Raw genomic sequence first — 24,025 nt, forward strand, 5'->3', positions numbered from 1 at the left:
GTCCGGCGCCCTCGGCGTCCGCTCAGGTGCCGGGGGCCGCCGTGCACGATCCACTCCGGACGGGGAAGAGATGCCGGTGAGGCATATCGCCGCGTGCCCCGGTCAGGAGGGTGCCATGAAGCCGTTCGACCCCCGGGAGCCCCGTCCCGCGCCCACACAGCGGATCCAGGTGCTGCTCTCGCCGGCCAACGTGTGGCGGGTGGGGTTCGCCGTCGTCGCGGTCGTCGTCGTGGTGTACCTCATCCGCTTCGTCCTCACCGACGCCGGTTCGCTGATCGTCGTCGTGGTGATGGCCTGGTTCCTGTCGCTGGCGATGGAGCCCGCGGTCGGCCGGCTGGCCCGGCACATGCGCAGGGGCGCCGCGGCCGTCCTCGTGATGATCGGGATCGCGCTGCTCACCGCGGTCTTCCTCCTCCTGTTCGGCAACCTGTTCGTCGAACAGGCCGCTTTACTCGTACGCGCGCTGCCCGAGGTCGTCACCGGCGCCATCGAGTGGATCAACACCCGATTCGGTACGAAGTACGATATTTCCACCATCCTCAGCTCCATCAACCTGACCCCGCAGCAGGCCGCCACCTACGCCCAGGACCTGCTCGGCGGCGTGCTCGGCCTGCTCGGCACGATCACCTTGGCGGTGTTCAACACCTTCGCCCTGCTGCTGTTCACCTTCTACTTCTCGGCCGACGGCCCCCGGCTGCGGCGCTGGCTCGCCCAGCTGCTGCCGGGCCGCGTCCAGCAGGTCTTCCTCACGGTGTGGGACGTGTCGCTGGTCAAGACCGGCGGGTACGTCTCCGCCCGGCTCATCCTGGCCGCGATCAACGGCACCAGCTCGGCCGTCGTGTTCCTGCTGCTCGGCATGCCCTCATGGCTGGCGCTGGGGGTGTGGACCGGGATGGTGGCCCAGCTCGTGCCCACGATCGGCACGTACATCGCGATCGCGCTGCCCACCGTGGTGGGCCTGGTGTCGCCCCGGCCCTGGATCGGGCTGGCGGCCCTGGCCTGGGGGATCCTCTACCAGCAGGTGGAGAACCTGACGCTGGAGCCGCGGATCAGCGGGCGGGCGGTGAACATGCATCCGGGGGTCGCGTTCGCGGGCGTGCTGCTGGGGGCGCAGCTCTTCGGGGCGGTGGGGGCGCTGCTGGCGGTGCCGGTGCTGGCCATGCTGCTGTCGTTGCTGGACACGTTCGTGTCCCGCAAGGAGCTGATGCCGGTCATGCCGGACGTGCCGGAGGCGTACCTGGAGGAGAACGGCGAGAGCCCGGCGGCGGCGGAACCCGAGGCCGAGCCACGCCCGGAACAGGCGCGAACCGCGCCCAAGGACGGCGACCCCGGCCCCTCGCCCTGATCAGGACGCGCCGAAGGGCGGATAAGGGGAGAGGCCGTCAGGGCGCGGGCCGGTCAGGACGCTGTCGGGCCGGTGTCGCGGCGCAGGCGGGGGACGCTGGCGACGAGGCGGCGCGTGTGCGGATGGGTGGGCGAGCCGAGCACGGCCGCGCTCGCCCCCTGCTCCACGATCCGGCCCCCGTCCAGCACGGCGATCTCGTCGCACAGGGCGCTCACCACGGCCAGGTCGTGCGAGACCATCACCAGCGTCAGCTCCCTGGTCGCCTTCAGCTCCCGCAGCAACTCGACCAGCCGCACGCGCGTGGTCACGTCGAGCGCGCTGACCGGCTCGTCGGCCAGCAGGATCCGCGGCTCGCACACGATGGCCCTGGCGATCGCGATGCGCTGCCGCTGCCCGCCGGAGAACTCGTGCGGATAGCGGCGCGCGGCGTCCGCCGGCAGGCCGACGGCGCGCAGCGTCTCCGCCACCCGGTCGCCGATCTCGTCGCGGGCGCCCATCCGCATCGCCCGCAGCGGCTCCGACACGATGCGGTCCACCCGCTGGCGGGGATCGAGCGACGAGTACGGGTCCTGAAACACCGGCTGGACACTGCGCCGGAACTCCTGGTCGCGCCCTGGCCGCAGCGGCCGGCCGTCGAACAGCACCTCACCCGTGCTGGGCCGGGCCAGGCCGAGCAGCAGCCGCAGCAGCGTGCTCTTGCCCGCCCCCGACTCGCCGACCAGCGCGAGGTTGCGCCCCGCCGTCACCGCGACGGACACGCCGGAGAGCACGGGCGCCCCGCCCCGGTACGCGAACCCGACCTCCCTGGCCTCCAGCAACGTCATGGCGCCAGCCGATCGAACTCGGCCTCGAACGCCTCCGCGCTCTCCACCAGCGCACGCGTGTAGGGGTGCCGCGGTGCGCGCACGATGTCCTCCGCCCTTCCCGACTCCACCAGCGAGCCGCGTTCGAGCACGGCCAGCCGGTCCGTCACGCCCGCGACCACGGCCAGGTCGTGGCCGATGAGCAGCAGCGCCATTGACCGGCCCGAGACCAGCCCGTTGAGCAGCGCGAGCACCTCGGCCTGCACGGTCACGTCGAGCGCCGTGGTCGGCTCGTCGGCGATCAGCAGGTCGGGCTCGCAGGCCAGCGCCATGGCGAGGGCCGCGCGCTGCCGCTGGCCGCCGGAGATCTCGTGCGGGTACGCGCCCGCGACCCGTTCCGGCAGGCGGACCTCGTCCAGCGCGGTCGAGACGGCGGCCCGCAGCGCCCCGCCACGCAGCCCGCGCCGGCGCCGGATCGGCCCGGCGAGCTGCCTGCCGATGCGCATCAGCGGGTCCAGCGCCGTGAGCGGCTCCTGGAACACCGCGCTCACCGTCCGCCCGCGGACGCGGTCCAGCCGCCGGTCCCGCGCGCCGACGATCTGCGTGCCGGCCAGCAGCACGCTGCCGTGCGCGCTCAGCCCGGCGGGCAGCAGGCCGAGGACGGCCAGCGCGGTCAGCGACTTCCCCGACCCGGACTCGCCGATCAGTCCCAGCCGCTCACCAGGCGCCAGCGTGAACGACACGCCGTGCAGCAGCTCACCGCCGCCCGCTTGGCGCACCGACAGCCCGTTCACGTCCAGCAGCGGCGACACGTCCCGGCTCACCTGCTCGGCCGGGGTCGGCGGCTCCGGGACCATCGGCTCCTCGCCGGTCATCGGCTCCTCCCCGGGGCGAGGTCGCGCAGCCCGTCGGCGACCAGGTTCACGCCGACGACGAGCACGACCAGCAGCACGCCAGGCGCGATCGCGCCCACCGGCGCGGTGAGCACGGTGGCCTGCGCCTCGTGCAGCAGCCGTCCCCAGGACGCGTTCGGCGGTGGCGGGCCGAGGCCGAGGTACGACAGCGACGCCTCCGCCAGCACGGCCAGGCCGAGCTGGAGGGCCAGGTTGACCAGCAGCGTCGGCCAGATGTTCGGCAGCACGTGCTCGGCGATGATCCGCGGCCACGAGCTGCCCGACGTACGCGCCGCCGTGATGTAGTCCTGCGCGAGCACCCGCTTGACCAGGATCCTGGTCAGCCGCGCGACCACCGCCGACATGGCCAGCCCGATCGCCAGCACCGCCGAGCCGAGCGAGGCCTGCCGCACCGCGACCACCAGCATGGCCAGCAGCAACGTCGGGAAGGCGATCAAAGCGTCCAGGGCGGCGGCCAGCGCGTCGTCGAGCCACCGCGTCGCGAACCCGGCGGCCAGCCCGGCCAGCACCCCGAGCGCGCCGCCGAGCAGCACCGACCCGCCGCCGGCCACCAGCGCGATGCGGGCGCCGATCATGAGCTGGGTGAGCAGGTCGCGGCCCAGCTTGTCGGTGCCCAGCAGATGCTCGCCGCCCGGCGGGACCAGCCGGCCGCCCGAGGTGTCGGCCGGATCGTACGGAAGCCACACCAGCGACACGACGGCCACCGCGAGCACCACACCGACCAGCACGCACCCGGCGGCGAGCCCCTTGCTCCCTGGCCTCTTGCGCCCAGTCCTCTTGCTCTGGGGCCCCTTCACGAGCGCCCCAGGCGGGTCCGCAGCCGCGGATCGACCAGGCGCTGCGCCACGTCGGCGGCGAACCCGATCACCAGCACCGCGAACGTGCTGACCGCGAGCACGCCCTGAATGACCGGATAGTCGTGCTCGGAGATGCCCTCGATCAGCAGGGTCCCCAGGCCGGGCAGCGCGAACACGCTCTCCACCACCACCGCGCCGAGGAACGTCGTGGCCAGCTCGATCCCGAGCACCGCGATGACCGGCCCGGCCGCGTTGCGCAGGCCGTGCCGCCACATGGCGCCGGCGAACGACTCGCCCAGCGCCCGCGCGGTGCGCAGGTGGTCGCTGCCCAGCACGTCCAGCGTGGCCGCGCGGACGTAGCGGATCAGCGAGGCCGACATGACCAGCGCGATGGTGACGACCGGCAGGACCAGCGCCGTCAGCGCCCGTCCCGGCTCGGCCCAGTCCTCGCGCGGGAACCCGCCGGCCGGCAGCAGCCGCAGGCGCAGCGCGAACACCGTCACCAGCAGCATGCCGATCCAGAACACCGGCACCGCGATCCCGAGCTGCGCGAAACCGCTGAGCAGCGGCCCGTACCAGCGCTGAGCCCGGTGGGCGGCCAGGAAGCCGACCGGCACCGCCACCACCACCGCCAGCGCGAACGCCAGCAGCGTCAGCGGCACGGTGACCACCAGCCGGGCCGCGATCTCGCCGCCGACCGGCAGCTTGCTGACGTAGGACGTGCCGAGGTCGAGCCGGGCCAGGCCGCCCAGCCAGGCGGCGAACTGCTCCAGCAGCGGCAGGTCCGAGCCGGTCTGGCGGCGTGCCGCCGCGATCTGCTCGGGGGTCGCGCCGATGGACAGCAGGGCGTTGGCCGGATCGCCGGGCAGCAGCCGCAGCAGCACGAACAGCAGCGAGGCCGCCAGCAGCAGCGAGCCCAGCAGGAAGGCCGTGCGGCGCAGCAGGTAACGCGCCATCAGCCCTTCTTGATCCCGTACGCGTAGAACTGCGAGTTCAGGCCGTTGACCGGATAGCCCGACAGCTTGGAGGAGGCCACGACGATCTGCGGGTAGAGGTAGAGCCAGTCGCTGGCGGCGTCCTCGGCGATCTGCCGGTTGGCCTTCTTCAGCAGCTCGGTCTGCTCCTCGGCGGTCTTGGCCCGCTCGGCCTCCTCGACCCAGCCGGTGACCTGCTTGTTGTCGTAGCCCCAGTAGAAGTCGGGGTTGCCGTACCAGACCACGTCGCGGTCGTTGACGTGCTCCTGAAGGGTGGCGGCGAAGTCGCGCTTCTTGAACACCTTGCTGTACCACTCGTCGGCGGTGATCACGTTGATGTCGACGGTGATGCCGACCTTGGCCAGCTCGCTCTTGACGAACGTGGCCACCGTCGGATGCGGGTCGTAGTTGGGCGTGTCCAGGGTGAAGCGGAAACCGCCCGCGTAGCCGGCCTCGGCGAGCTGCTTCTTGGCCAGCTCGATGTCGTACGGGTTGACCTTCGTCAGGTCCTCGTACCACGGGTCGGTGGGCGGCACCATCGAGCCGATCAGGCTGCCGTGCCCGGCCCAGATCGACTCCAGCAGTTTGGCGTCGTCGATCGCGGAGGAGACGGCCTTGCGCACCAGCGGCTTGTCGAACGGCGCCTTCCTGTCGTTGAAGGCGAGCAGCAGCTTGGTCGTGGAGTGACCCTCGGCCACCTTGTAGTCGGGGTTGCCGGTGAACTGGGCCAGCGCGTCGGGGCTCTGCTCGCTGGTGACGACGTCCACGGCACCGGTGAGCAGCGCGTTGTTGAGCGCGGTGGCCTCGGTGAAGTAGTGGAACACGACGCCGCCGTTGGCCGGCTTCGGGCCCCAGTAGCCGGGGAAGGGTTCGAGGCTGAGCGTCGAGCCGCGCTTCCAGGACCCCAGCTTGTACGGCCCCGTACCGTCCTCACCGGTCGTCAGGTCCTTGGCCTCGGCGTTGACGATCCACACGTAGCTCAGGTTGTAGAGCAGGGAGATCGACCTGCTGGACAGCTTGATGACCACGGTGCCCTCGTCGGGCGCGGTCACGGACTTGATCACCTCGAGCTGGCTCTTGCGCGCCGACTGCGAGTCCGCCGCGCTCACCCGCTCGATGCTCTGCTTCACGTCCGCGGACGTCAGCGCCTTGCCCGAGTGGAACGTCACGCCCTGGCGCAGCTTGAAGGTGTAGGTGAGGCCGTCGTCCGACACCTCCTGGCTCTCGGCCAGCAGGTTCTCCACCTTGCCCGCGTCGGTGAGCCGGTACAGGCCCTCGTAGACGTTGCCGTTGAACGTCTCCGTCACGCCCTGGCCGCCGCCGGCCGTGTTGTCGAGGTTCTGCGGCTCGTACAGGGAGCCGATCTCGATCGTGGCGGCGCCGCTGCCGGCGCCCTCCTGAGGTGCGGCCGCCGGGTCCGATCCGCATGCGGCGAGAGCGAGGGCCAAAGCGACCCCGACGCCGGCGAACTTCCTGATCAAGGTGACTCCTGAGCACAGCGGCCGGCACGCGGGACGGGGACGGCCGCTTTTATGTATATCGGGTAGGTAAACCTCACTATAGGTGGACGGGGGCATAAGGGAGAAAACCGCCCTTACCGTACGGGCTGCTGATCCGTGGCGAACGAGCGGATGTAGGCCAGCGTCGCGTTCATCGACGCCTCCAGCGGCTGCACGTCGAGCACCGTCTGGGACAGCAGGGTGCCGCCCTGGTGGGCGGAGAGCAGCGCGAAGGCGAGCTCGTCGAGGTCGGCGTCGGCGCGCAGCTCGTCGCGCTCGCGCATGGCCCGCAGCCCGTTGAGGATCAGGTCCTTCCAGCGCAGGAAGCCGTTGGCCAGGTCGGTCCTGGACTCCTCGTCTGTGCCGCTCAGCTCGCCGGCCAGGGTGCCGAGGTCGCAGCCGCCGCGGCAGCCGTTCTCTCGCTGGCGCTCGATCGCCGCGTCGGCCCAGGCGCGCAGGGCCTCGAAGCTGTCGAGAGCCGTTATTCGCGGTAGCCCTGGATCGAGCGCGGAGTCGGCCTGGCGGGTGATGACCGCCCTGATCAGGGCCTGCTTGCTGTCGAAGTAGTGGTAGAGCTGCGAGCCGCTGACACCCGCGGCGGCGCGGACGTCCTCGATGCCGGTGCCGGCCACGCCGCGCTGGGCGATGAGCGCGGTCGCCGCCTCGATGATGCGGTTTTTGGTGGCCTGGCCCTTCGGGGTCAGGCGGCGGGGCTTGGTTGCTTCGGCCACGTCGCAGAGCCTACCGGATTGGGTTGCGCAATCCAGAAAATGCCCCTACGTTTTTGGACAGATCAACCCAGAAAGTGAGTCCACCACCATGACCATCGCTCCCGCACGCACCCTCACCGCCCTTGTGACCGGCGCGACCGCCGGCATCGGCCGCGCCGTCGCGCTGCGGCTGGCCGCCGACGGCATCCACGTCATCGCCCACGGCCGCGACCCGGAACGCGGCGCCCAGCTCGTCAAGGAGATCACCGCCGAAGGCGGCACCGCCCGCTTCGTCACGGCCGACCTGGCGAACGCCGACGAGGTCAAGGCCCTGGCCGCCGCGGCCGGCGAGGTGGACATCCTGGTCAACAACGCCGGCATTTACACCTTCACCAGCACGCCCGGCACCAGCGCCGAGAGCTTCGACGAGCAGCTCGCCATCAACACCCGGGCCCCGTTCCTCCTCGTCGGCGCGCTCGCGCCGGGGATGGCCGAGCGCGGGCACGGCTTCATCGTCAACATCACCTCGACCGCGGCGACGTCGCCCGCGCCGATCGGCGGCGCGTACGGGGCATCGAAGGCCGCCATCGAACTGCTGACCCGCTCCTGGGCCACGGAGTTCGGCTCCAGCGGCGTCCGGATCAACGGCGTCTCGCCCGGCCCGGTCCGCACCGCGGGCACCACCGCCATGCTCGGCGAGAACATCGAGCTGATGGGCAAGGTCAACATCCGCGAGCGGATCGGCGAGCCCGAGGAGATCGCCTCGATCGTCCAGTTCCTCATCCACGCCGACAGCAGCTACATCAACGGCACCGTCATCGTCGCCAACGGCGGCGAGCGCAGCACCCTGCCGCAGTGAACGTCCTGGTCATCGGCGCCACCGGCTTCGTCGGCGGAGCCGTCGCCCGCCACCTCGCGGCCCAGGGCCACACGGTCACCGGCCTGGCCCGCACCGACGAAGCCGCTGCCGCGCACCCCGCACGCGGAGCGAGCTCGGCTGGACCCCGACGCACACCGACATGCTCACCATGATCGGCGAACCCCGCCTACGGCAACTGGCCACCCAACCGGCCTGACCCACCCCAGGGTTGCCCGCCCCGCTCGGCGCAGGTCCGTTTGGCATCGGCCGCGCTCGGCGTAGGCCCGTTTGTGCCGGGCCCTGCTTGGCGTCCGTTCCGTGCTCGACATCGGGTGAGCCCGTGTCGGATCCTGAGGGTTCGGGATCAGCGGGGCCGGGACGTCGTCTCGACCGGTGAGCGGTCGGGACGGCGTGCGCGTGCTCGCTGGGCGTGCGCGCAGCGGCCGGGCGCGATGAGCGCGTGCTGTGCGTGGTCTTCTCGACGCGCGCGGTCGTGAGGAGGATCTTCGGTGGAGACCAGGGGTAGTCACCGTCTCCGGAGAGCCGCCGGTTTACGCCTGCTCCACGAGCGGGCGTAGGCCGGCTCATGCCGTCGGGCCCGAGCGAGGAACACCCACCGCCACCCCGCCACCTCACACTCGCGCCCATCGCGCTCGGCGTGCTCCTCGGCGGCTGCCTCAGCGTGCTCAACGTCATCCTGGCCTTCAAGGCGGGCACCGGATCCGGCGGCGCGATCATCACCGTGCTGCTCGGCGGCGCCGCCCTGCGACTGCTGCGGAAGCTGAACTGGCGGACCCTGTTCGTCACCTATGCGACCGCCTCAGGAGGCACCCTGGCGGTCTCCGCGATCGACACCAGCATCGGCGCCGGCCTGCTGAGCGGCGACCCCATGCCGTCCTGGATCTCACTCGCCGGCCTCGCGCTCCTGGCGAACCTCCTCGGCCTCGTCCTGGGGGTGGTCCTGGCCCCTACAATCATCGGCGACCCCGGCCTGAAATATCCGGCCTTGTGGCCGGTCATCGACCTCATGCACACCCTGACCGGCTCCGGCGACCGCGAGGCGGGTGCGGAGAGGCAGCGGCTCATCGTCGTGGCCGCCGTCGTCGCGGCCGTGCTGTCGTTCGCGGCCGCGCTCGCCGGCCGGGACTCCCTGCCGCCCGCCCCCGGCCTGCCGCCATACCTCGCCCTGTCGTTGTCGCCGATGCTCTTCGGACTCGGCCTGCGCCTGCCGGGCGCCTCCACGGTCTGGATCGGCCTCGGAGCGGCGTACTCCCTCGTCGTCTGGTACGCCACCGCGCTGCGCACATCACCGCGGCCCGCGCCCGCCTACGCCGAGCACCTCGGCTCGCCCTGGATCCTCGCCGTGGGCGTGGGCCTGCTGCTCGGCTACGCCTGCGGTTTCGTGGTCAGGCTGGCGGCCGGGCCGGGCCGGGCCGTCGCCGGGGCGATGCGGGGGAGAGGCGGCCACCGGTGGCTCGCGGTGGCGGGCATTTCCGCCGTGGTGGCGGCTTTTGTCGCGCTGCCGCCGCCGTACCTGACGATCGCCGTCGCCCTCGTCGTCCTCGCCCCGCTGTTCGCCGTCATCCTGAACCGGGTCAACGCCGCCACCGGGATGGCGCCCACGGGCGTGCTCCAGTTCCTCGCCCTGGTCGTCCTCGCGCTGGCACACGTGCCGCAGGGGACGGCGTACCTGCTCGTCGGCCTCGTCTGCGGCTCGGCACTGGCGTCGGCGTACTACATCGAGGCGGCCAAGGTGGCCTCCACAGCACGGGACGCGCCGCGCACCCGCCAACTGCTCGCCTGCCAGGCGATCGGCAGCGTCGCCGGCGTCGGAACGGGCATCACGGTGCTCTTCCTGATCGGCGAGCTGGGCGCCGTCGGCAGCGCCGCCTTCCCCGCGCCCACGTCGAGCGCCCTGGACTTCCTGAACGCCCTGCTCCGGGGGTCGCCGGAGTACGCGCACTCGGCCGTGCTCTTCCTCGTCCCGGCGGCGCTGGCCGGGCTGGCCCTGGCCTGGACGCCGGTCCTGCCTACCCTGCTGGGCCTGGGCGTGCTGCTGCCCGCCGCCACCTCCGCCGCCATCCTGCTCGGCAGCCTGGCCAAGCTGGTCTCGCAACGCCGCAGGCGGGACGAGGGCGCCTTCGCCGCCACCGTCGGCTCCGGCCTGATCCTGGGCGGCGGCCTGGCGAACGCGTTGCTGCTGCCGATCCAGCTGATCACCTCGTGAACGCCAGTCGTACCAGGTAAAATGCGGTCCGCGGCCCCATCTGCGGCCCCATCCGCTGCGGGGCGCGGGAGACGACGATGACCAGACTGTCCGGCTTCAAGCGCGCCCGCAGGGGCGCGTCCCTGACGGCGGCGCTGCACGTGAGCAACGGCGATGCCACCGACCTGCCCGGCACCGGGCTCGCGCCCCGCCTCATCTACTGGCGCGACGTCCTGCACGAGGGCCCCGTGCCCGACGTGGAGCCGGAGGAGCTGCGCCGGATCAGGGCGGCGTTCCTGACCGGGGCGGACGCGGACGACCGCGCGGAGGGCGCGCGCATGTTCGCCGAACGGGACCGGACGCTGGCCGGCAACCGCGACGGCGAGTACGTCCTGTGGTTCGAGGCGGACCTGTACGACCAGCTCCAGATCATCGAGATCCTGTCCCGCCTGGCCGGCCTCGGAGTGCCGGCGGAGCGGATCACACTGATCTGCATCGGCGAGCACCCCGGCATCGCCCGGTTCGGCGGCCTCGGCGAGCTCACGGCCGCACAACTGCGCGCGCTGCCCGGCACGAACGCCCGCATCCGGCTCACCCCCGCCGCACTCGACCTGGCCACCCGGGCATGGGCGGCCTTCCGCGCCCCGGCCCCCGACGGCCTGGGCGCCGTCGCCGCCCACCGCTCGGCCGAGCTGCGCTTCCTGGGGGAGGCGTTCGACCGGCTCAGCCGCGAATACCCCTCGACCCGCGACGGGCTGTCGCTGACCGAGCGGCGCGTGCTGGCCGCCGTCGCCGGCGGCGCCACCGAGGCCGGGACGGCGTTCGTCCGCGCCGCCGCGCGCGAGACGCGCCCGTACCTCGGCGACTCCTGGTGCTACGCGATGATGGAACGGCTGGCGCGCGCGCCCGTCCCGCTCCTGGACGCCGAGCCGGCGGGCCGCCCGGTCGATCGCGGCACCGAGCTGCGGCTCACCAAGGCGGGGGAACGGGTGCTGGCCGGGGCGGCGGACCACGTGGCGCTCAACGGCCTCGACCGCTGGATCGGCGGGGTGCACCTGCACGGGCACGACGTGCCGTGGCGCTGGGACGAAGGCACAGAACGCATCGTCCCCGCGCCGGAACCGATCGGCGCGTCGGCGCCGGCCTCCTGACGCGCGCGTGGGCGGGCGCGGCGCGGCGAAGGTAGCGGCCACGCACAGTCCGGCCTCCTGACGCGCGCAGGGGGCGCTGTCGCACGACGGGAGCCGACCGCCCTGGGCGGTCCGGCGATACCGGGCACCGCACCGGGGGCGCGGAGCAGCCGGCCGCCGGTGTCGGTGCGCGGCACGCGTACCCGGCACAATGGGCGGATGGCCGAAGATGATCATCTGCCGGTGAGCCCGTTCGAGGAGCAGCTGTGGGCCGCGCACCGGGACGGGCACATGGCGCTGTGCCTCAGCCTGCTGCGCAGTGCGGACCTGGCGCTGCCGATCACCGCCGCCGCGGCGGCGGGCGAGGAGGCGCCCGCCTGGGCGACCGCCTCGGGCCCCGGGCGGACGTGGCTGCTCGCCTACACCTCGGTCGAGGCGATGCTGCTGGCCACCGGCGGGACCGCCACGCACTGCCGGGTCACCTCCATGACGGAGCTGGCGGCCGGCTGGCCCGACCCGCGATGGGGGCTGGCGGTCAACCCGGGGCTGGCGGTCTCGTTCCCGCTGGAACCGGGGACGGTGGCGCGGCTCGCGGTGCCCACGATGACCCAGGACCTCCTGCTCGACCCGGAGTCGGGCGTGCCCGTGGTGCAGAAGCTGATCGCCACGGCCGACCTGCCCGACCTGCTGGCCACGAGCGAGCCGAGGGTGTCGGGCTACTGCCACCACGCGCTCGACGTCTCTCACATCGCCACGCCCGCGGTCCTCGCGGCGGCGCTGGGCCGGCCTGACCTGCTCAGCGCGAGCGGCTCGCTGAACATCCTGCGCTGGCGTCCGGTCGGGCTCGGCCTCTACCGCACGCCGTACGGGGGGACCGACGAGGAGGGCCGGGAGGCGGTGGCGGGCTGGGTGGTCGAGGAGCCGCCGTTCGCCGGCATGGGGCTGGTGCCCAGCCCCGACAACATCATCCGCGAGTACAAGGTGTACGGCGTGGGCCTGCCCCACGGCGCCGAGATCTGGGAGCTGACCATCGCGGGGACCGAGCACCGCAGGGCCGTCTACCACGGTGACCTGCGCCGCTGGCTGCTGATCGGGAGGGCGGCGTGACCGCCTGGCACTCCTACCGGGCCCGCTGGCGGGGCGCCGACTACGCCGCCAGCCCCGAGCCGCACGCCCTGGAGCTGTGGGTACGCCTGCGCAGGACCGACCCGGCCGACGGGTTCGAGGAGGTCGAGCCGGGCTGCCACGTGCGCACGGTCCCCGTCGGGGAGTGCGAGTCGCTGCACTTCGTGACCGTGGTGTGCCGCTGGCGCGGCGAGCCGTTCCAGGTGCACGAGGAGCGGGACGGGCGGCTGCTGCTCGAATACCTCGGCGGATCGGTGCTCACGGCGCGCCGCCTGGGGCTCGACCGGATCGAGCGCGGCGTCTACCGATGCTGGGCAAATCATGACGAAGTGGACGAAATACGCGAGGAGGCCGTACTCATCACACCCTGAACTCACTGGGAAAGCTCTCCGGAATCCTCACTTTTGCGACAGACTCTTGTTTGTTGGTGTTCATGTGACGGAAACTTACTCCTCAGGAACATGCGTCGTAACAGGCGAGAGCGTCATGAGAGGGTCATGGGATCACTGGAGCGGCCAGACGTGGCGGGAGTGCGGGCCTACGCCGACGAACTGCGTGAGATGTTCACCCGGCTACAGGACCAGGGCCTCGAACTGCACACCAGGGCCAGAGCGGTCCAGGTGACGGAGACCTCGCCCGACGGCCTCGTGTCGGTGACCGTCGGATCGCGCGGCGAGCTCATCCGGATCGACCTGGACCCGCGCATCTACCGGCGCCCCGACGCGCGCGGACTGGCCGACACGATCGTGACCACCGCGCAACGGGCCGCCGCCACCGCCCGCGAGCGCATCGTGGAGATCTTCGCGCCCGTGATCCCGCCCGAGCAGTTCCAGGCGCACCTCGACGGAGACGTCGAGGCGGTCCTGTCCCAGCTTGCCGGAGGTGCCGAGTGAAGGATTGGGAAGGCGCGGCCATCGCCAAGCCGATCGTCGACCGGGGCATCTCCGCGTGGTCCGTGATGGCCGAGGAGGTCGAACGGAGCCTGCCCAAGCTCGTCTCCGACGTCGAGGCGCGCATCGCCGGCGCGCCCTGGGGCGGCGGGATGGAGGGCGAGGCCTTCATCCGTACGCACTTCCGCGACGGCGGGCCCGGCGAGCTGCTCAACCAGTGCGGCCGGCTCGCCAAGGAGATCACGGACGCGGGCGACCGGCTCAGGACGGCCATCGACAACACCCTCCAGACGGACGCCGACATCAAGCATGACCTCACGGCCCTCGCGCGGCAGCGAGAGGTCTGAGGCACCCGGGCATGACGCACACGGGCGGAATCGACGTCCAGGACACGGGGGACCGGCCGAGCCGGGGGCGCGCCGTCACCATCGACAGCGACATCCGCCCCGTCTGGGAGACCGAGGCGTTACCCGGCTGGGTGGTCTACTGGCTGATCCCCATGCTGTCCGCCGGCCAGAAATGGCCCGAGGCGACCGAGAGCGGGCTGTCGCAGCTGGCGCGGGCGTACGAGGCGCTGGCCGACGGGGCCTCCGGCTCGGCCGGGCCCGCGGGCTCCGCCGCGCGCACCGTCGTCACCGGCTGGGCCTCGCCCGCCACCGCCAACTTCGTCACGAGGATCAAGACCCTGTACGGCGACGACGGCATCTCCGGCGTCGACCGCAACGCGCGGGCCTACGCGCAGCAGGCCAACGACTTCGCCGTGGAGACGCAGTACTCCAAGCTCTCCATCAACGTGGCGTTCTGGATCACGGTCATCGCCATCGGCATCGCCATCATCGTCTCCTTCTTCAGCGCCGGGGCCTCCACCGCGCTCATCGGCCCGTACGCGGCCGGCGCCCGCGCCGCGCTGAGCCGCATCCTCGTCCGGCTCGCGACCGTGGCCGGCCGCGAGGTCGGCGCCACCAGGCTGGCCCGGGTGGCCGTGCTCAGCGGCGCCACCGGGCGCGGCGCCATCGTCCGGCTGCTGGCCTCGCCGATCGGCAGGGAACTCATCGAGGAGATCGGCGAGGAGTTCTTCATCGACGCGGCGGCCCAGTACCAGCAGATCAAGATGGGCACCCGCCAGGAGTGGGACTGGCAGAAGTCCGCCGCCTCGATCGTCGGAGCGGGCACCGGCGCCGTCATCGGCACCCGCCTGTCCGGGCCCGTCTCCCGCCTCACCAGCAGCGTCCCAGGCTTCACCGGCCGCGCCCTCACCACCGGCCTGACGAACACGATCGCCTCCCCGGTGGGCAGCTTCATCGCCAACGGCGTCGTGTACGGGCAGTTGCAGAACCCGTTCACCGCCGACTCGCTGGCGGGCGGCTTCCTCGGCGGCGCGGGGCGGACCGGCAGCATCAGCCCGTTCAACCCGGACGTCGCCTCCGCCCTGGCCCACCCGCTGAGCACGCTCGCCGCCGCGCACTCCGCCGCCGCCAGGACCGACGCGGCCCGCGCGGACGCCGGCCCGGGCGCAGGTCCCGGGACCGGTCCCGGCCCGGGCACCGGCCCCGGTGGCCCGAACTCCCCGGACGGCCCCCAGGCGCCGACCGGTCCCGGGGCCGGGGGTCCCGCCTCGGGCGGCCGGGCCGGCAACCAGGCGGCCACCCGGATCCCCGACCAGGCCGGCGTGCCCGCCCAGCGCACCGCCTCGTCTTCCGCACCGCAGGGCGGCCGGCCGTCGATGCCCGACGCCGACCCGTCCGCGCCCCGCCGCGCCCCGTCCACCCCCGACACGACACCGGACCCGGCCCCCCGACCGGCCCCGGACCCGGAGGCGACCCCAGAACCGGAGCCGAGTCCGGAGCCGGTCATGAACGCGGACCCGGCCGCGAACCCGACCGCGAACTCGACTGGGGACCCAGCCGCAGACCAGGGAGCGGGCCAGGGCGCCGGCCGCCGGCCCGGCACGGCCGACCACGAGCCGTCGCCCCTGGCCACCGCCGACACCCCCGCCCAGGCCGACCCCGAGGCGCCCGTCCGAGGCGCGACGGCACAGGACGGCGGCGCGCCCGCCGTCGGTGACACGGCCTCCCAGCCGGACAGCGCCGCACAGAACGGGCCCGCTCAAAACGGCCAGAACCAGGATGGGTCCGCTCAGAGCGGTCCGAATCATGATGGTGCCGCTCAGAATGGCCCGGCTCATGATGGGTCCGCACAGAACGGACCGGCGTCCCGAGGCGAGCCGCGTCAAGCGGACGCCACGCCGGTGGGGGAGCCCGGCGACGGCCGCGACCGGACCCAGGGCGCCGCGGTGCCCGCCGCGGCCCAGCTGACGCCGGCGGGCCGGGCGCGGACGGCGCTCGTGGACGCGATCGGCACGAACTTCCCGAACGCGGTGATGGGCCCCGCGGGCGACCTCATCGTCCCGGTCCCCGGCGGGACCCGGGTCCTCCCGGCCGCCACACTGAGCCGCATCGGCGCCCTGCTCCACGCCCGCGCCACCGAGGTGCAGAATCAGGCGGACCTGGAGGTGGAGGCGGCCTCGCTGCTCCTGGTCGCCCAGGCCGACGACCGATTCTCCTCAGCGGCCCCGGAAGGCGGCCCGGACACGGGCCCGGACAGCGGCCTGAACGGGGGCCAGAACACGTCCCCGCGCACCGGCCCTGACACGTCCCAGCAAGGCGTCCACGACACGGCGCCCCGCACCGGCCCCGACACGGCCCCGCGCGGCGCCCCGGACGCCGCCCAGTCCCCGGACACCGCACAACCTCAGGGCAGCGCGGCGGCTCCCATGCTGGCGAGCGCCCCCGGGACCGTGACCTCCCAGCCGGTGCCCGGCACCGGCTACGTCCCCGGCACCCGCACCGGCCCCGACCTGACCACCGACGAGGCCCGCGACGCCATCGCGGACCTGCGACCCGACCACTTCGGCGACGAGGACGTCCAGGCGCTGGCCTGGTCCCCGGACGGCACGACCCTGATGGTCACCACCGGCGACGGCCAGACGCACCGCTTCCACCCGGTCGTGGGCGGCCTCGACTCCCGTCTGATGGGCCAGACGGAGCTGAAGCAGGGCATCGACGACCCGCACGTCGTCCACTTCAACCCCCGCGTCGCCTCCGACCAGCTGCCCAGGCTATGGCTGCACGAGATCACCGACACCCTCCAGCGGCTGCAGGCCACCCGGCAGAGCTCGAGCCAGGGGGTCCTGCGACGGGTGCTGCCCGGCAACCGGCCCTCCCGCGACGAGTGCGTGCCCGCCCGGCGCAACGAGCTGGCCTACCTGACCGAGCAGTGGCGGCGGGCCCGCACGCTGCCCGAGAAGCGCCGCCTGGCCGTGGACATCGACGGCGTCATGCGCGAGCTGCAGGAGCACGGGGACACCCCGCCCGCCCCGCCCTGGGCCCCGAGCAACGACGGCCGCCCGGCCCACGCGCCGTCCGTACCCGGCGATCCGCTCACCGCCGACGTGGCGGCGGTCGTCACGGCGCTGGAAGGCGCGGAACGGGCACTCCAGCAGCAGATCGCCTCGAAGCGGGCGAGCGCGGAGAACGCCCGCCAGGAGGCGAAGAAGGCCAGGCGTTCGGCGCGCAGGACGCTGAACCACCACGACTCCGGCCGCTACGAACGTGCCCGCCAGTCCAAGCGGGAGGCCCGCGGTCACCGCAACACGCAGGCCAGGCACACCAGGATCGCCGACGCCTACGAGGCCGCGCTGGCGGAGGCCACCCGCGCCAGGCAGGTGTACGAGCAACTGGCAGGCGCGCTGCGCTTCGCCTCGACGCCCCCGGCACCGGGCGAGGTCAGCATGGCCGACATCGCCGCGCGCCTGGCCAGGCAGGCCGCGGAGCAGCACCAGCGCTACCTCGACGCGCTGGCCGCCGCGCTGCCGCAGGAGGTCGCCCTGTCGGCCTCGCTGCCCGCGGGCCGGCTGGCGCACCTCGGCGCGCTCACCAGCACGGTCAACACCATGCTCGAACGCGAGGGGATCGCCAAGCAGTACACCCCCGAAGAGCTCGGGCGGGCCATCAGGGCGGACTTCCACAAGGTCGTCACACAGGAAGGAGTCGTGCTGCGCACCGGCCACGGAAAGTCGGCCTCCGAGCTGCGCATCCGGCTCACGCTCTCCGACCTGGTCGAGGTGATCGACCCGGCCGTGAAGGCGTCCGAGATGATGGTCGGCATCTTCTTCCAGGCCGGCCGGACGGTCACCGCGACCGAGTCGGGCAGCGCCGGCGTGTTCGGCAACCTCAACACCAGCGGGCTCGCCCAGATGCTGCCCGAGGGCCAGTGGACGCGCATGGTGGGCGAGCTGGTCGGCCTCGGCCTGGGCGCGAGCGCCGGGCGGAGCTGGTCGGCGTCGGGCGGGGCGGGCATGTACGCCCAGGGCGGCTCGGTCTCCGACAACCGCAGCGAGTCCCTGCTGCTCGACGCGGCCGCCACGTGGACGGTCGAGATCCGCACCGGACGCGACGAGGCCTGGCGCGACACCACCACGGTCACTTCGGGCCTGCCCGGCGACAGCCCCGCCCAGCGCCTGTGGGTGTCGCACTCCTACACCGACCAGCCGCCGCGCAAGCTGGTCTGGGTCGACGACGCGCGCCGCACCCGCTCGCTGCCCAACCACGTCGTCACCGGCATGACCGGCCTGGAGGAGGCCCTCGACGCGCTCGCCGGCCGGCTCGGCGGCGATTTCGCCCAGATCGGCACGAACTCCCGCTCCAACCTGCGCAAGTTCATCACCGAGGAGCTGCCGAGCCGGCTGCGGGAGGCGACGGACAAGGGCATCGACCGGGTCATCGACGTGGACGGCAAGCCCCAGGTCCGCATCAAGGTCAAGACCGAGGTCGTCCTGGTCGCGAGCCGCCCGGTCGGCGGGCCGAGCAACCAGGAGTGGGAGGAGGAGGTGCTCGTCGACTTCGCGGCCTCGCCCGGCGGGGCCTCCTCCGGCGGGTCGCTGGAGGCCAACTCCTCCGCCGGGCTGAACATCCCCGGGCTGCAGCAGGTCGACATCATGGCGGGGTACGACCCGGCGATCGGGCCCCGGCTGAAGGGAGCGCGGTCGGCGTCGCAGACGTACTCGGCGACGGCCAACGGCCAGGCCATCCATCCGACCGTGCTCAGGTTCACCCGGCCCACCCAGGGCTACCGGCTGGAGCTGCGGCACACGTTCACCGTGGAGAAGATCGGCGAGCCGCCGGTCACGCTGCCGCCGATGCGCGGCGACGCGCTCGTGCGCATGCAGGAGCGCCTCGCCTACCGGTTCGGCCTGCCCGTGGACGCCGCGGCGCGGATCCACGTGAACGGCAAGGTACTCACCGATGCCGACGGCAACGACGTGCTGCGCGGCGACCCCATGCCGGTGCCGATCAAGGGCCGCAAGACCGAGCTGCCGGAGATCATGGGCGACGGGCCCGGGCAGGTCCGCGGCGCGGGCCCCGGTATCGTGCACGAGATCTTCGAGATGGACGACGTCGCCGAGGACGTGCTCGGCCAGCTCGCCGACACCGGTCTGGTGCCCAGGATCGTGGATGGCATCCCGCAGTACGACTCCAACGAGCTCGTCCGCGCCAGCCAGGCGCTCAACCTCCAGGAGGTCCTCCAGCAGCTGTCCGAGCGGCGCCTGCGCACCGGCTACAGCCAGGCGGCACAGGACGGCCTCCTCATCGACCTGGTCGCGCACGGGCTCAACAGCGCACCCGACCACTACACCGTGCGCGTGTCGCTGAAACAGGACTTCAGCGACCGCGGCACGTACGTCGGCCTGAGCGAGGAGGACACGAACGTCGACCTCGACATCGGCACCGACACCTCCGCGCGGGCCATCAGCCGGTCCAGGACCTACAGCGGCGGTCCGTCCGCGAGCATGGGCGACGGCCCGGCGGAGGGCCACGACGGGCTGAAGCACGAGGTCGGGGTGAACGGCGGCGGCAACGTCACCCACACGGCCGGCTCCAGCACCGGCGGCACCGTCAACGTGGTGACGCTCGGGGAGACCAAGGGCGCCGTGGCGTTCATGGACGTCAAGCACAAGCTGGTCGTGGAACTCGTGCACGACGGCGAGGCGGAACTGCTGCTCTCCCGCGACGGCAAGGCGAGGATCGCGATACCCGTCGACCTCCTCCCGGTGGACGGCCCCGCCCAGAACGCCTCGGTGGGCAAGCCGACCCGCGCGCTGATGAGCCATGCCACGCTCCTGGCCATGGACGTGCGCGACGCGATGGCCGCGGCGCGGCGGGTGCTGCCCGCCGGGATGCGGGAGGACTCGCCCGCCTACCACCACATCGCGGCCTTCCTCAACACGCGCAACCTCGTCTCGCACCCCGAGCTGCTGGAGAGGCCGGTCAACAGCGACACGGCGACCCGGCCGCAGGGAGTCGCGCCCACCCAGTCGTCAGTGTCCGTGCAGGGCGAGCTCGGCGAGGCCGAGGTGATCGGCGTCGTCGACCACGTGGTCGGCAAGATCCTGTTCGGGCTGGGCAGCGCCGGAGTGTCGTGGGGCGCCTCGACCGGCCTGTCGGTCGGCGCTTCGACCGGCCTCAGCGACCTGGACGGCGGCGGCACGCAGAGCGACGGCGGCTCGCTCACGCTGCCCTCGCGCTCGGGAGGCACCTCGAACTCCACCTCCATCCTGGACATCTGGGGCACCGAGGAGCTGACGATCGAGTTCGGCCGCCAGTACATGCTCCGCGCCGACATGGACGTCACCCTCAGTGGCCAGGAGAGCCGCCCGAACGCGCTGCCCACGGAGGAGGGACGCATCCCCGCAGGCAAGCCGGGGACCACCGCCACCAAGGGCGCCGTCCTGTTCTCCATCCCCGAGTACGACGCGCTGCGCATGTACGCCGACGGAGACCTCGCACTCCCGCTGCACCTGGTCGCCGACGCCGTCGAACGCTTCCGCAACGGCAGCCTCACCCTGGACCGCACCCTCGCCGTGCCGCTCATCCACACCTACGTCAAGGCCCTGGCCGAGGCGCGCACCCGCGGCGAGGTCCCGCCGCTCGCCGAGAGGCACAGCGCCAAGCAGCTGCTGAAGCCGCTCAGAAAGGTCACAGGACTCGCCCCCGAGACCACGCGGGTCAAGAAGGGTGAGGAGGAGACCCGGCTCGACGAGGTGCTGAACGAGGCCCAGGAGCTGATCCGGCGCAGCGAGGAGGTCGTGTTCGGGCCCCAGTACGAGAACGGCATGGGCCTGAGCGTCGTGGAGTCGTTCGACCTGACCAACGACCAGGACGAGGACGTCAACCTGCTGGACGCGGTCCTGCACGCCGTGAACGAGGCGATGCCCGGGGCCGAGGAGAACACGCCGACCCTGCGCAGGGAGGCGAGCGTCGACTTCGCCGGCGACCGGGCGCAGATCCGCATCCCGTCCATGTGGTCGGACAACGGCTTCGAGAAGACGTACCACGTACAGAGCGGGCGGCCGGCGGACGGAGCCGAGGCGGTCACCGTACGGGTGCGGCTGGAGCCCGCGGAAGGAGCCGACCCCCGCAAGGGCAGATTCCTCGGCCACACCTCCGACTCCGGCATCATCATCCAGCGTTACCGCTACACCGACCTGTCGCACGTAGCGGGGTACAACGGCTCCTACTCCGCCGGCGCCGACACCTCCAGCACCGACGACGGGGACGGGGGCGGCTTCGGCCTGTCCACCGATCGCGGCCGCTCCTTCTCCAGCACCAGCAACGAGCAGGGAACGCGGCTGCAGCGCATCGGCCTGTTCAACGGCCTCGACCGCGTGGAGCAGGACATGGTCCTGGTCATCGAGGTCGAGCGCAAGCCGGCCCGGGTCAGGACCGCGCCGGGCGCGACCCGCAGGGCCCGCGCCGCCGCCGCGATCAAGGCCGCGGCCGAGCGGGTCCGCCGCCGTCCCAAGGTGCTCCCCGTCCGGTACGACGCCAAGCTCGTCCGCCGCCTGCCCACCGGCATGGTCAGGCCCGCGAACGAGGACCCCGGTCCGCTCGTCACCGTGACCGACCCCCGGCGGGTCGAGCTGCACTCCGGCCACTTCGTCGAGACGCTGCGGCAGGACCCCGCCAGGCCCACCCTCCTCGAGGTCGTCACCGCCCAGCTGGGCAAGATGCTGGGCCGCAACACGGTCGCAGAACGCCGGGCCGAGCTCGTCGCCAGGCTCGACCCGTCCGCGCTGATCAGCGGCTTCGAGCGGATGGCCGGGCCGGGCGGCGACACCGTCGTCCGGATGGCCAGGCAGAAGTTCAAGGACCAGGGCGCCGATGTCACGATCAGCGCTCGCCTGTCCGACCTCACCGTCGTGGCCGGGCCGTTCGACGCCGAGAAGGGCGACGTGGACAGGAAGGCCGACGCCCAGAACATCAGCGTGTCGCGCAGCCGCGTCCTGCCCGTGGCCGGGAACGTCTCCATGAAGACCGGACTGGGCATCGACTACGGCACCAGGGCCGGCGAGCAGTCGTCGGAGACCGTGAACGACCACCACGGGGCGCGGCGCGAACGCAGCAGGTTCGTGCGTGGCAAGGTCTACACCGTGCGGATGCGGGTCGACTACGACCTCGTCTTCCAGCACGTGGCCCGGCTGCGCAACGGCGACGTACGGCCCGTCGGCGACGCGGTCCGCATGCCGGGCGCGAGCGGCGGCGAGGTGGACGTGACCCTCTTCGCCGAGGAACTCGAGGAGCTGCTCGATCGGATGGAGTCGGGCGTGCGCATCGGGCCCGAGTCCGACGTGTCGCACACTTTCCCGTTCGTGCCCGCCTCCGGACGCCAAGGGCTCATCCAGGTGCTCGGCGACGCCCGCCTGGCCGCCAGGGAACGCGGGGCGGCGGCGGTCGTCGCGGTACGTGAGCCGGACGGCCTGCACCGCTACGTCGCCTACCCCGACGGCAGGATCACCAGCCGCACCCCCGACGGAGGCTTCGCCGAGGCGTTCTCCACCCTTCCGCCCGGCCTGCTGGAGGCCGCGGACCAGCTCCGCAACCCCCGGCTGGACCTGCGGCAGGTCTTCCTGACCTCGGAAGTGGAGGGCACGTTCGCCGACCAGCTGACCGCCGCGCTCCGCGACCGCGGCGCCCTCCCGCCCGCGCCCGCCGCGCCCGCCTGGCCCGCCGCCACAGGGCCGTCGCACGCGTCGGCCGGAGGCAGCGTCGCCCAGGGGCTCACCGGCGGGTCGGCGAGCTCGGGGCCCGCGCACGCGGCCACGGACCAGGCGATCGCCGGAACCCCCTTCGACGCCGCGGCCAGGCCGGAAGGAACCCCGGACCTGACCCTCACCGAGGTGCGCGCCCAGCCCCTCTCGGCCGCCGACTTCGGCGGGGCGGTGGCGAACGCGCGCTGGGCCGGCGGCGACCGGGTCGTCCTGCAGTTCACCGGCTCGCCAGACCAGCACGTCCAGGTGCTGGTCGAGGACCCGGGCGCCGGACTGCTCGGCCGTACGGACCTGCGGGCCGGCACCGCCGCCGACCCGCACGTCATGCGGATCGGGCCGAGGGTGGACCCGCAGGTCGTGTCCTCGGTGCTGGTGCACGAGATCTCGCACGCCGCCCAGGCGAGCGCCGCGACGGCGGCCGGAGCCCGGCAGGGAGTCGTCCGGCCGTCGCTGTCGCACGACGTGGCGGAGGGCACGGACCACTGCCTGGTGCCGCGCCTGGACGAGCACGCCCACCTGTCACGCAAGTGGCGGGCGGAGGAGGACCCGGCCGCGCGGTCGCGGCTGGCGGAGGCGATCGGCGCCCTCGCCGCCGACATCGAGCGCCGCGGCCACACCCCGCCGCCCCCGCCCTGGGGCACGGGCCCGCACCGGCCGGCGCGCGACGGACAGGAAGGCCCGCTGGCCCGGCTCCGCGGCCTGATCGACGCCGTCACGCGGCAGGAGCCCGCGCCCGGCCGTGGCCGCTCCCTGGCGTCCCTGCTGGGCGGCACGGAGACAGACGCCAGGACGACCGCGGCCGAACTCCGCTCCGAGGTACGCAGGGCGGGCCTGGCGGAGGACCAGCCGGGCGCGGCGGCCAGGACGATCTTCCTGGCGCGGGCGGGCGAGCTGACCCCGGAGCAGATCGCGGCGATCCGCGGTCCCGTGGCGCTGCCCGAGATAGCCACCGCCAAGGCGTTCGAACGCGGCGCCGCCCTCCTGGGCGCCCGCGTCCGCACGCACGGCCCCGGCCTGCTGGACATCCAGGTGCCAGGCCACCCGCCCATCGCCGTCGAGATCCAGCCCGCCGGCCGCGCAACGCCCCCCGACGCCGCCGCTCAGGGCGGGCCTGCCCAGGGGGTGCCTGCCCAAGGAGTTCCTGCCCAAGGGGGCCCTGCTCAGCATGGAGCCGCGCAGAACGGGCCCGCTCAGGACGTGGGCGTGCTGACGTTCCAGGTGGACGATCACCGCACGATCGGCGCGAACGAGCGCGCCGCCGCCGCCACGGCGGCCGCCGCCGTGGCACGGGCCATGGGCCTGAATGCCGCGGATCACGCCAAGCTGGCCGAGGTGTACGAGGCCGCGCGCCAGGTCCGCACCGCCACCGCCGCCCAGCGCCCCGGACGGCTGGGCGTCCTGCGCGACCTGGCCGCCACCGTCCCGTTCCACCTCGTGCCCGCTCCCATGGCCGCGCACCTGACCACGCTGCTGGAGACGAGCCGCCGCCCCGCGGCGCGGCACGCGTACTGGGAGCGGATGCGCCGCCTCAACGACGGCACCGGCCTCCTGCCACCGGAGGAGGAGTGCCGCTGCCCCGCGGACGGCCCCTGCGGGTGCGGCCTGCGGGCGTGGACCGGCCGGGTACGGGCATGATGGGAACCCCGACCACACCCCGAGGAGAGAAG

At 73.1% G+C, this 24,025-nt stretch carries 16 protein-coding genes; 10 read left to right on the forward strand and 6 right to left on the reverse strand.

Translation table 11 applies throughout. From position 1 onward, the window contains the following. The first annotated feature begins 115 nt into the window (after positions 1–115). Positions 116–1,345 carry an AI-2E family transporter gene (locus tag AB0C28_RS31680; protein WP_358079646.1) on the forward strand — a complete coding sequence of 410 codons (1,230 nt, stop codon included), beginning with the start codon at positions 116–118 and terminating at the stop codon, positions 1,343–1,345. Positions 1,346–1,398: 53 nt separating this feature from the next. Here the strand turns inward: AB0C28_RS31680 and AB0C28_RS31685 are convergent, their stop codons facing one another. From AB0C28_RS31685 to AB0C28_RS31710, 6 genes are all read right to left on the reverse strand, one after another. Continuing rightward, on the reverse strand, positions 1,399–2,169 hold the full coding sequence (locus tag AB0C28_RS31685) for an ABC transporter ATP-binding protein (protein ID WP_357858848.1): 771 nt from the start codon (positions 2,167–2,169) through the stop codon (positions 1,399–1,401). After that, positions 2,166–3,023, reverse strand: a complete 858-nt coding sequence (locus AB0C28_RS31690; RefSeq protein WP_357858851.1) for an ABC transporter ATP-binding protein — start codon at positions 3,021–3,023, stop codon at positions 2,166–2,168. Before AB0C28_RS31690 ends, AB0C28_RS31685 begins: the two co-directional genes overlap by 4 nt. Then, positions 3,020–3,859, reverse strand: coding sequence for an ABC transporter permease (locus AB0C28_RS31695; RefSeq protein WP_357858854.1), 840 nt, complete (start codon positions 3,857–3,859; stop codon positions 3,020–3,022). The genes AB0C28_RS31690 and AB0C28_RS31695 overlap by 4 nt, the downstream gene beginning before the upstream one ends. Next, entirely contained in the window at positions 3,856–4,815 is a 960-nt protein-coding gene (locus AB0C28_RS31700; RefSeq protein ID WP_357858857.1) for an ABC transporter permease, read from the reverse strand. Before AB0C28_RS31700 ends, AB0C28_RS31695 begins: the two co-directional genes overlap by 4 nt. After that, entirely contained in the window at positions 4,815–6,314 is a 1,500-nt protein-coding gene (locus AB0C28_RS31705) for an ABC transporter substrate-binding protein (protein ID WP_358079648.1), read from the reverse strand. Before AB0C28_RS31705 ends, AB0C28_RS31700 begins: the two co-directional genes overlap by 1 nt. A gap of 113 nt (positions 6,315–6,427) precedes the next feature. Next, a complete protein-coding gene (locus AB0C28_RS31710; RefSeq protein ID WP_346112852.1) occupies positions 6,428–7,063 on the reverse strand; it encodes a TetR family transcriptional regulator in 636 nt (211 codons plus the stop codon). A gap of 88 nt (positions 7,064–7,151) precedes the next feature. Here AB0C28_RS31710 and AB0C28_RS31715 point away from each other — a divergent pair, with 88 nt between their 5' ends. The 9 genes from AB0C28_RS31715 (at position 7,152) to AB0C28_RS31755 (ending at position 23,993) form a co-directional block, all read left to right on the forward strand. Continuing rightward, the gene (locus AB0C28_RS31715; RefSeq protein WP_357858864.1) at positions 7,152–7,901 is read left to right on the forward strand and encodes an SDR family oxidoreductase; all 750 of its coding nucleotides are present in this window, start codon (positions 7,152–7,154) and stop codon (positions 7,899–7,901) included. After that, positions 7,898–8,074, forward strand: a complete 177-nt coding sequence (locus tag AB0C28_RS31720; protein WP_357858866.1) for an NAD-dependent epimerase/dehydratase family protein — start codon at positions 7,898–7,900, stop codon at positions 8,072–8,074. The genes AB0C28_RS31715 and AB0C28_RS31720 overlap by 4 nt, the downstream gene beginning before the upstream one ends. Positions 8,075–8,487: 413 nt before the next feature. Then, positions 8,488–10,128 (forward strand): OPT/YSL family transporter, encoded by a 1,641-nt coding sequence (locus tag AB0C28_RS31725; protein ID WP_358079650.1) that lies wholly within the window; start codon positions 8,488–8,490, stop codon positions 10,126–10,128. Between the two features lie 77 nt (positions 10,129–10,205). Then, entirely contained in the window at positions 10,206–11,258 is a 1,053-nt protein-coding gene (locus AB0C28_RS31730; RefSeq protein WP_358079652.1) for a hypothetical protein, read from the forward strand. Between the two features lie 198 nt (positions 11,259–11,456). After that, the gene (locus AB0C28_RS31735; protein WP_358079654.1) at positions 11,457–12,344 is read left to right on the forward strand and encodes an SseB family protein; all 888 of its coding nucleotides are present in this window, start codon (positions 11,457–11,459) and stop codon (positions 12,342–12,344) included. After that, positions 12,341–12,733, forward strand: a complete 393-nt coding sequence (locus AB0C28_RS31740) for a hypothetical protein (RefSeq protein WP_358079656.1) — start codon at positions 12,341–12,343, stop codon at positions 12,731–12,733. Before AB0C28_RS31735 ends, AB0C28_RS31740 begins: the two co-directional genes overlap by 4 nt. 126 nt (positions 12,734–12,859) lie before the next feature. Then, a complete protein-coding gene (locus AB0C28_RS31745; RefSeq protein ID WP_358079658.1) occupies positions 12,860–13,255 on the forward strand; it encodes a YbaB/EbfC family nucleoid-associated protein in 396 nt (131 codons plus the stop codon). After that, the gene (locus AB0C28_RS31750) at positions 13,252–13,599 is read left to right on the forward strand and encodes a hypothetical protein (protein ID WP_357858883.1); all 348 of its coding nucleotides are present in this window, start codon (positions 13,252–13,254) and stop codon (positions 13,597–13,599) included. The genes AB0C28_RS31745 and AB0C28_RS31750 overlap by 4 nt, the downstream gene beginning before the upstream one ends. An 11-nt stretch (positions 13,600–13,610) precedes the next feature. Beyond that, a complete protein-coding gene (locus AB0C28_RS31755) occupies positions 13,611–23,993 on the forward strand; it encodes a hypothetical protein (protein ID WP_358079660.1) in 10,383 nt (3,460 codons plus the stop codon). Positions 23,994–24,025 lie beyond the last annotated feature (32 nt).

The sequence above is a fragment of the Nonomuraea sp. NPDC048892 genome (assembly GCF_040649735.1).
Classification (GTDB): Bacteria; Actinomycetota; Actinomycetes; order Streptosporangiales; family Streptosporangiaceae; genus Nonomuraea; species Nonomuraea maheshkhaliensis.

What these genes read in the sequence shown, in the direction of transcription:
- AB0C28_RS31680 (WP_358079646.1), top strand. Translation starts at nt 116, where the DNA reads ATGAAGCCGTTCGACCCCCGGGAGCCCCGTCCCGCGCCCACACAGCGG.
- AB0C28_RS31685 (WP_357858848.1), bottom strand. Translation starts at nt 2,169, where the DNA reads ATGACGTTGCTGGAGGCCAGGGAGGTCGGGTTCGCGTACCGGGGCGGG.
- AB0C28_RS31690 (WP_357858851.1), bottom strand. Translation starts at nt 3,023, where the DNA reads ATGACCGGCGAGGAGCCGATGGTCCCGGAGCCGCCGACCCCGGCCGAG.
- AB0C28_RS31700 (WP_357858857.1), bottom strand. Translation starts at nt 4,815, where the DNA reads ATGGCGCGTTACCTGCTGCGCCGCACGGCCTTCCTGCTGGGCTCGCTG.
- AB0C28_RS31715 (WP_357858864.1), top strand. Translation starts at nt 7,152, where the DNA reads ATGACCATCGCTCCCGCACGCACCCTCACCGCCCTTGTGACCGGCGCG.
- AB0C28_RS31725 (WP_358079650.1), top strand. Translation starts at nt 8,488, where the DNA reads ATGCCGTCGGGCCCGAGCGAGGAACACCCACCGCCACCCCGCCACCTC.
- AB0C28_RS31730 (WP_358079652.1), top strand. Translation starts at nt 10,206, where the DNA reads ATGACCAGACTGTCCGGCTTCAAGCGCGCCCGCAGGGGCGCGTCCCTG.
- AB0C28_RS31735 (WP_358079654.1), top strand. Translation starts at nt 11,457, where the DNA reads ATGGCCGAAGATGATCATCTGCCGGTGAGCCCGTTCGAGGAGCAGCTG.
- AB0C28_RS31745 (WP_358079658.1), top strand. Translation starts at nt 12,860, where the DNA reads ATGGGATCACTGGAGCGGCCAGACGTGGCGGGAGTGCGGGCCTACGCC.
- AB0C28_RS31755 (WP_358079660.1), top strand. Translation starts at nt 13,611, where the DNA reads ATGACGCACACGGGCGGAATCGACGTCCAGGACACGGGGGACCGGCCG.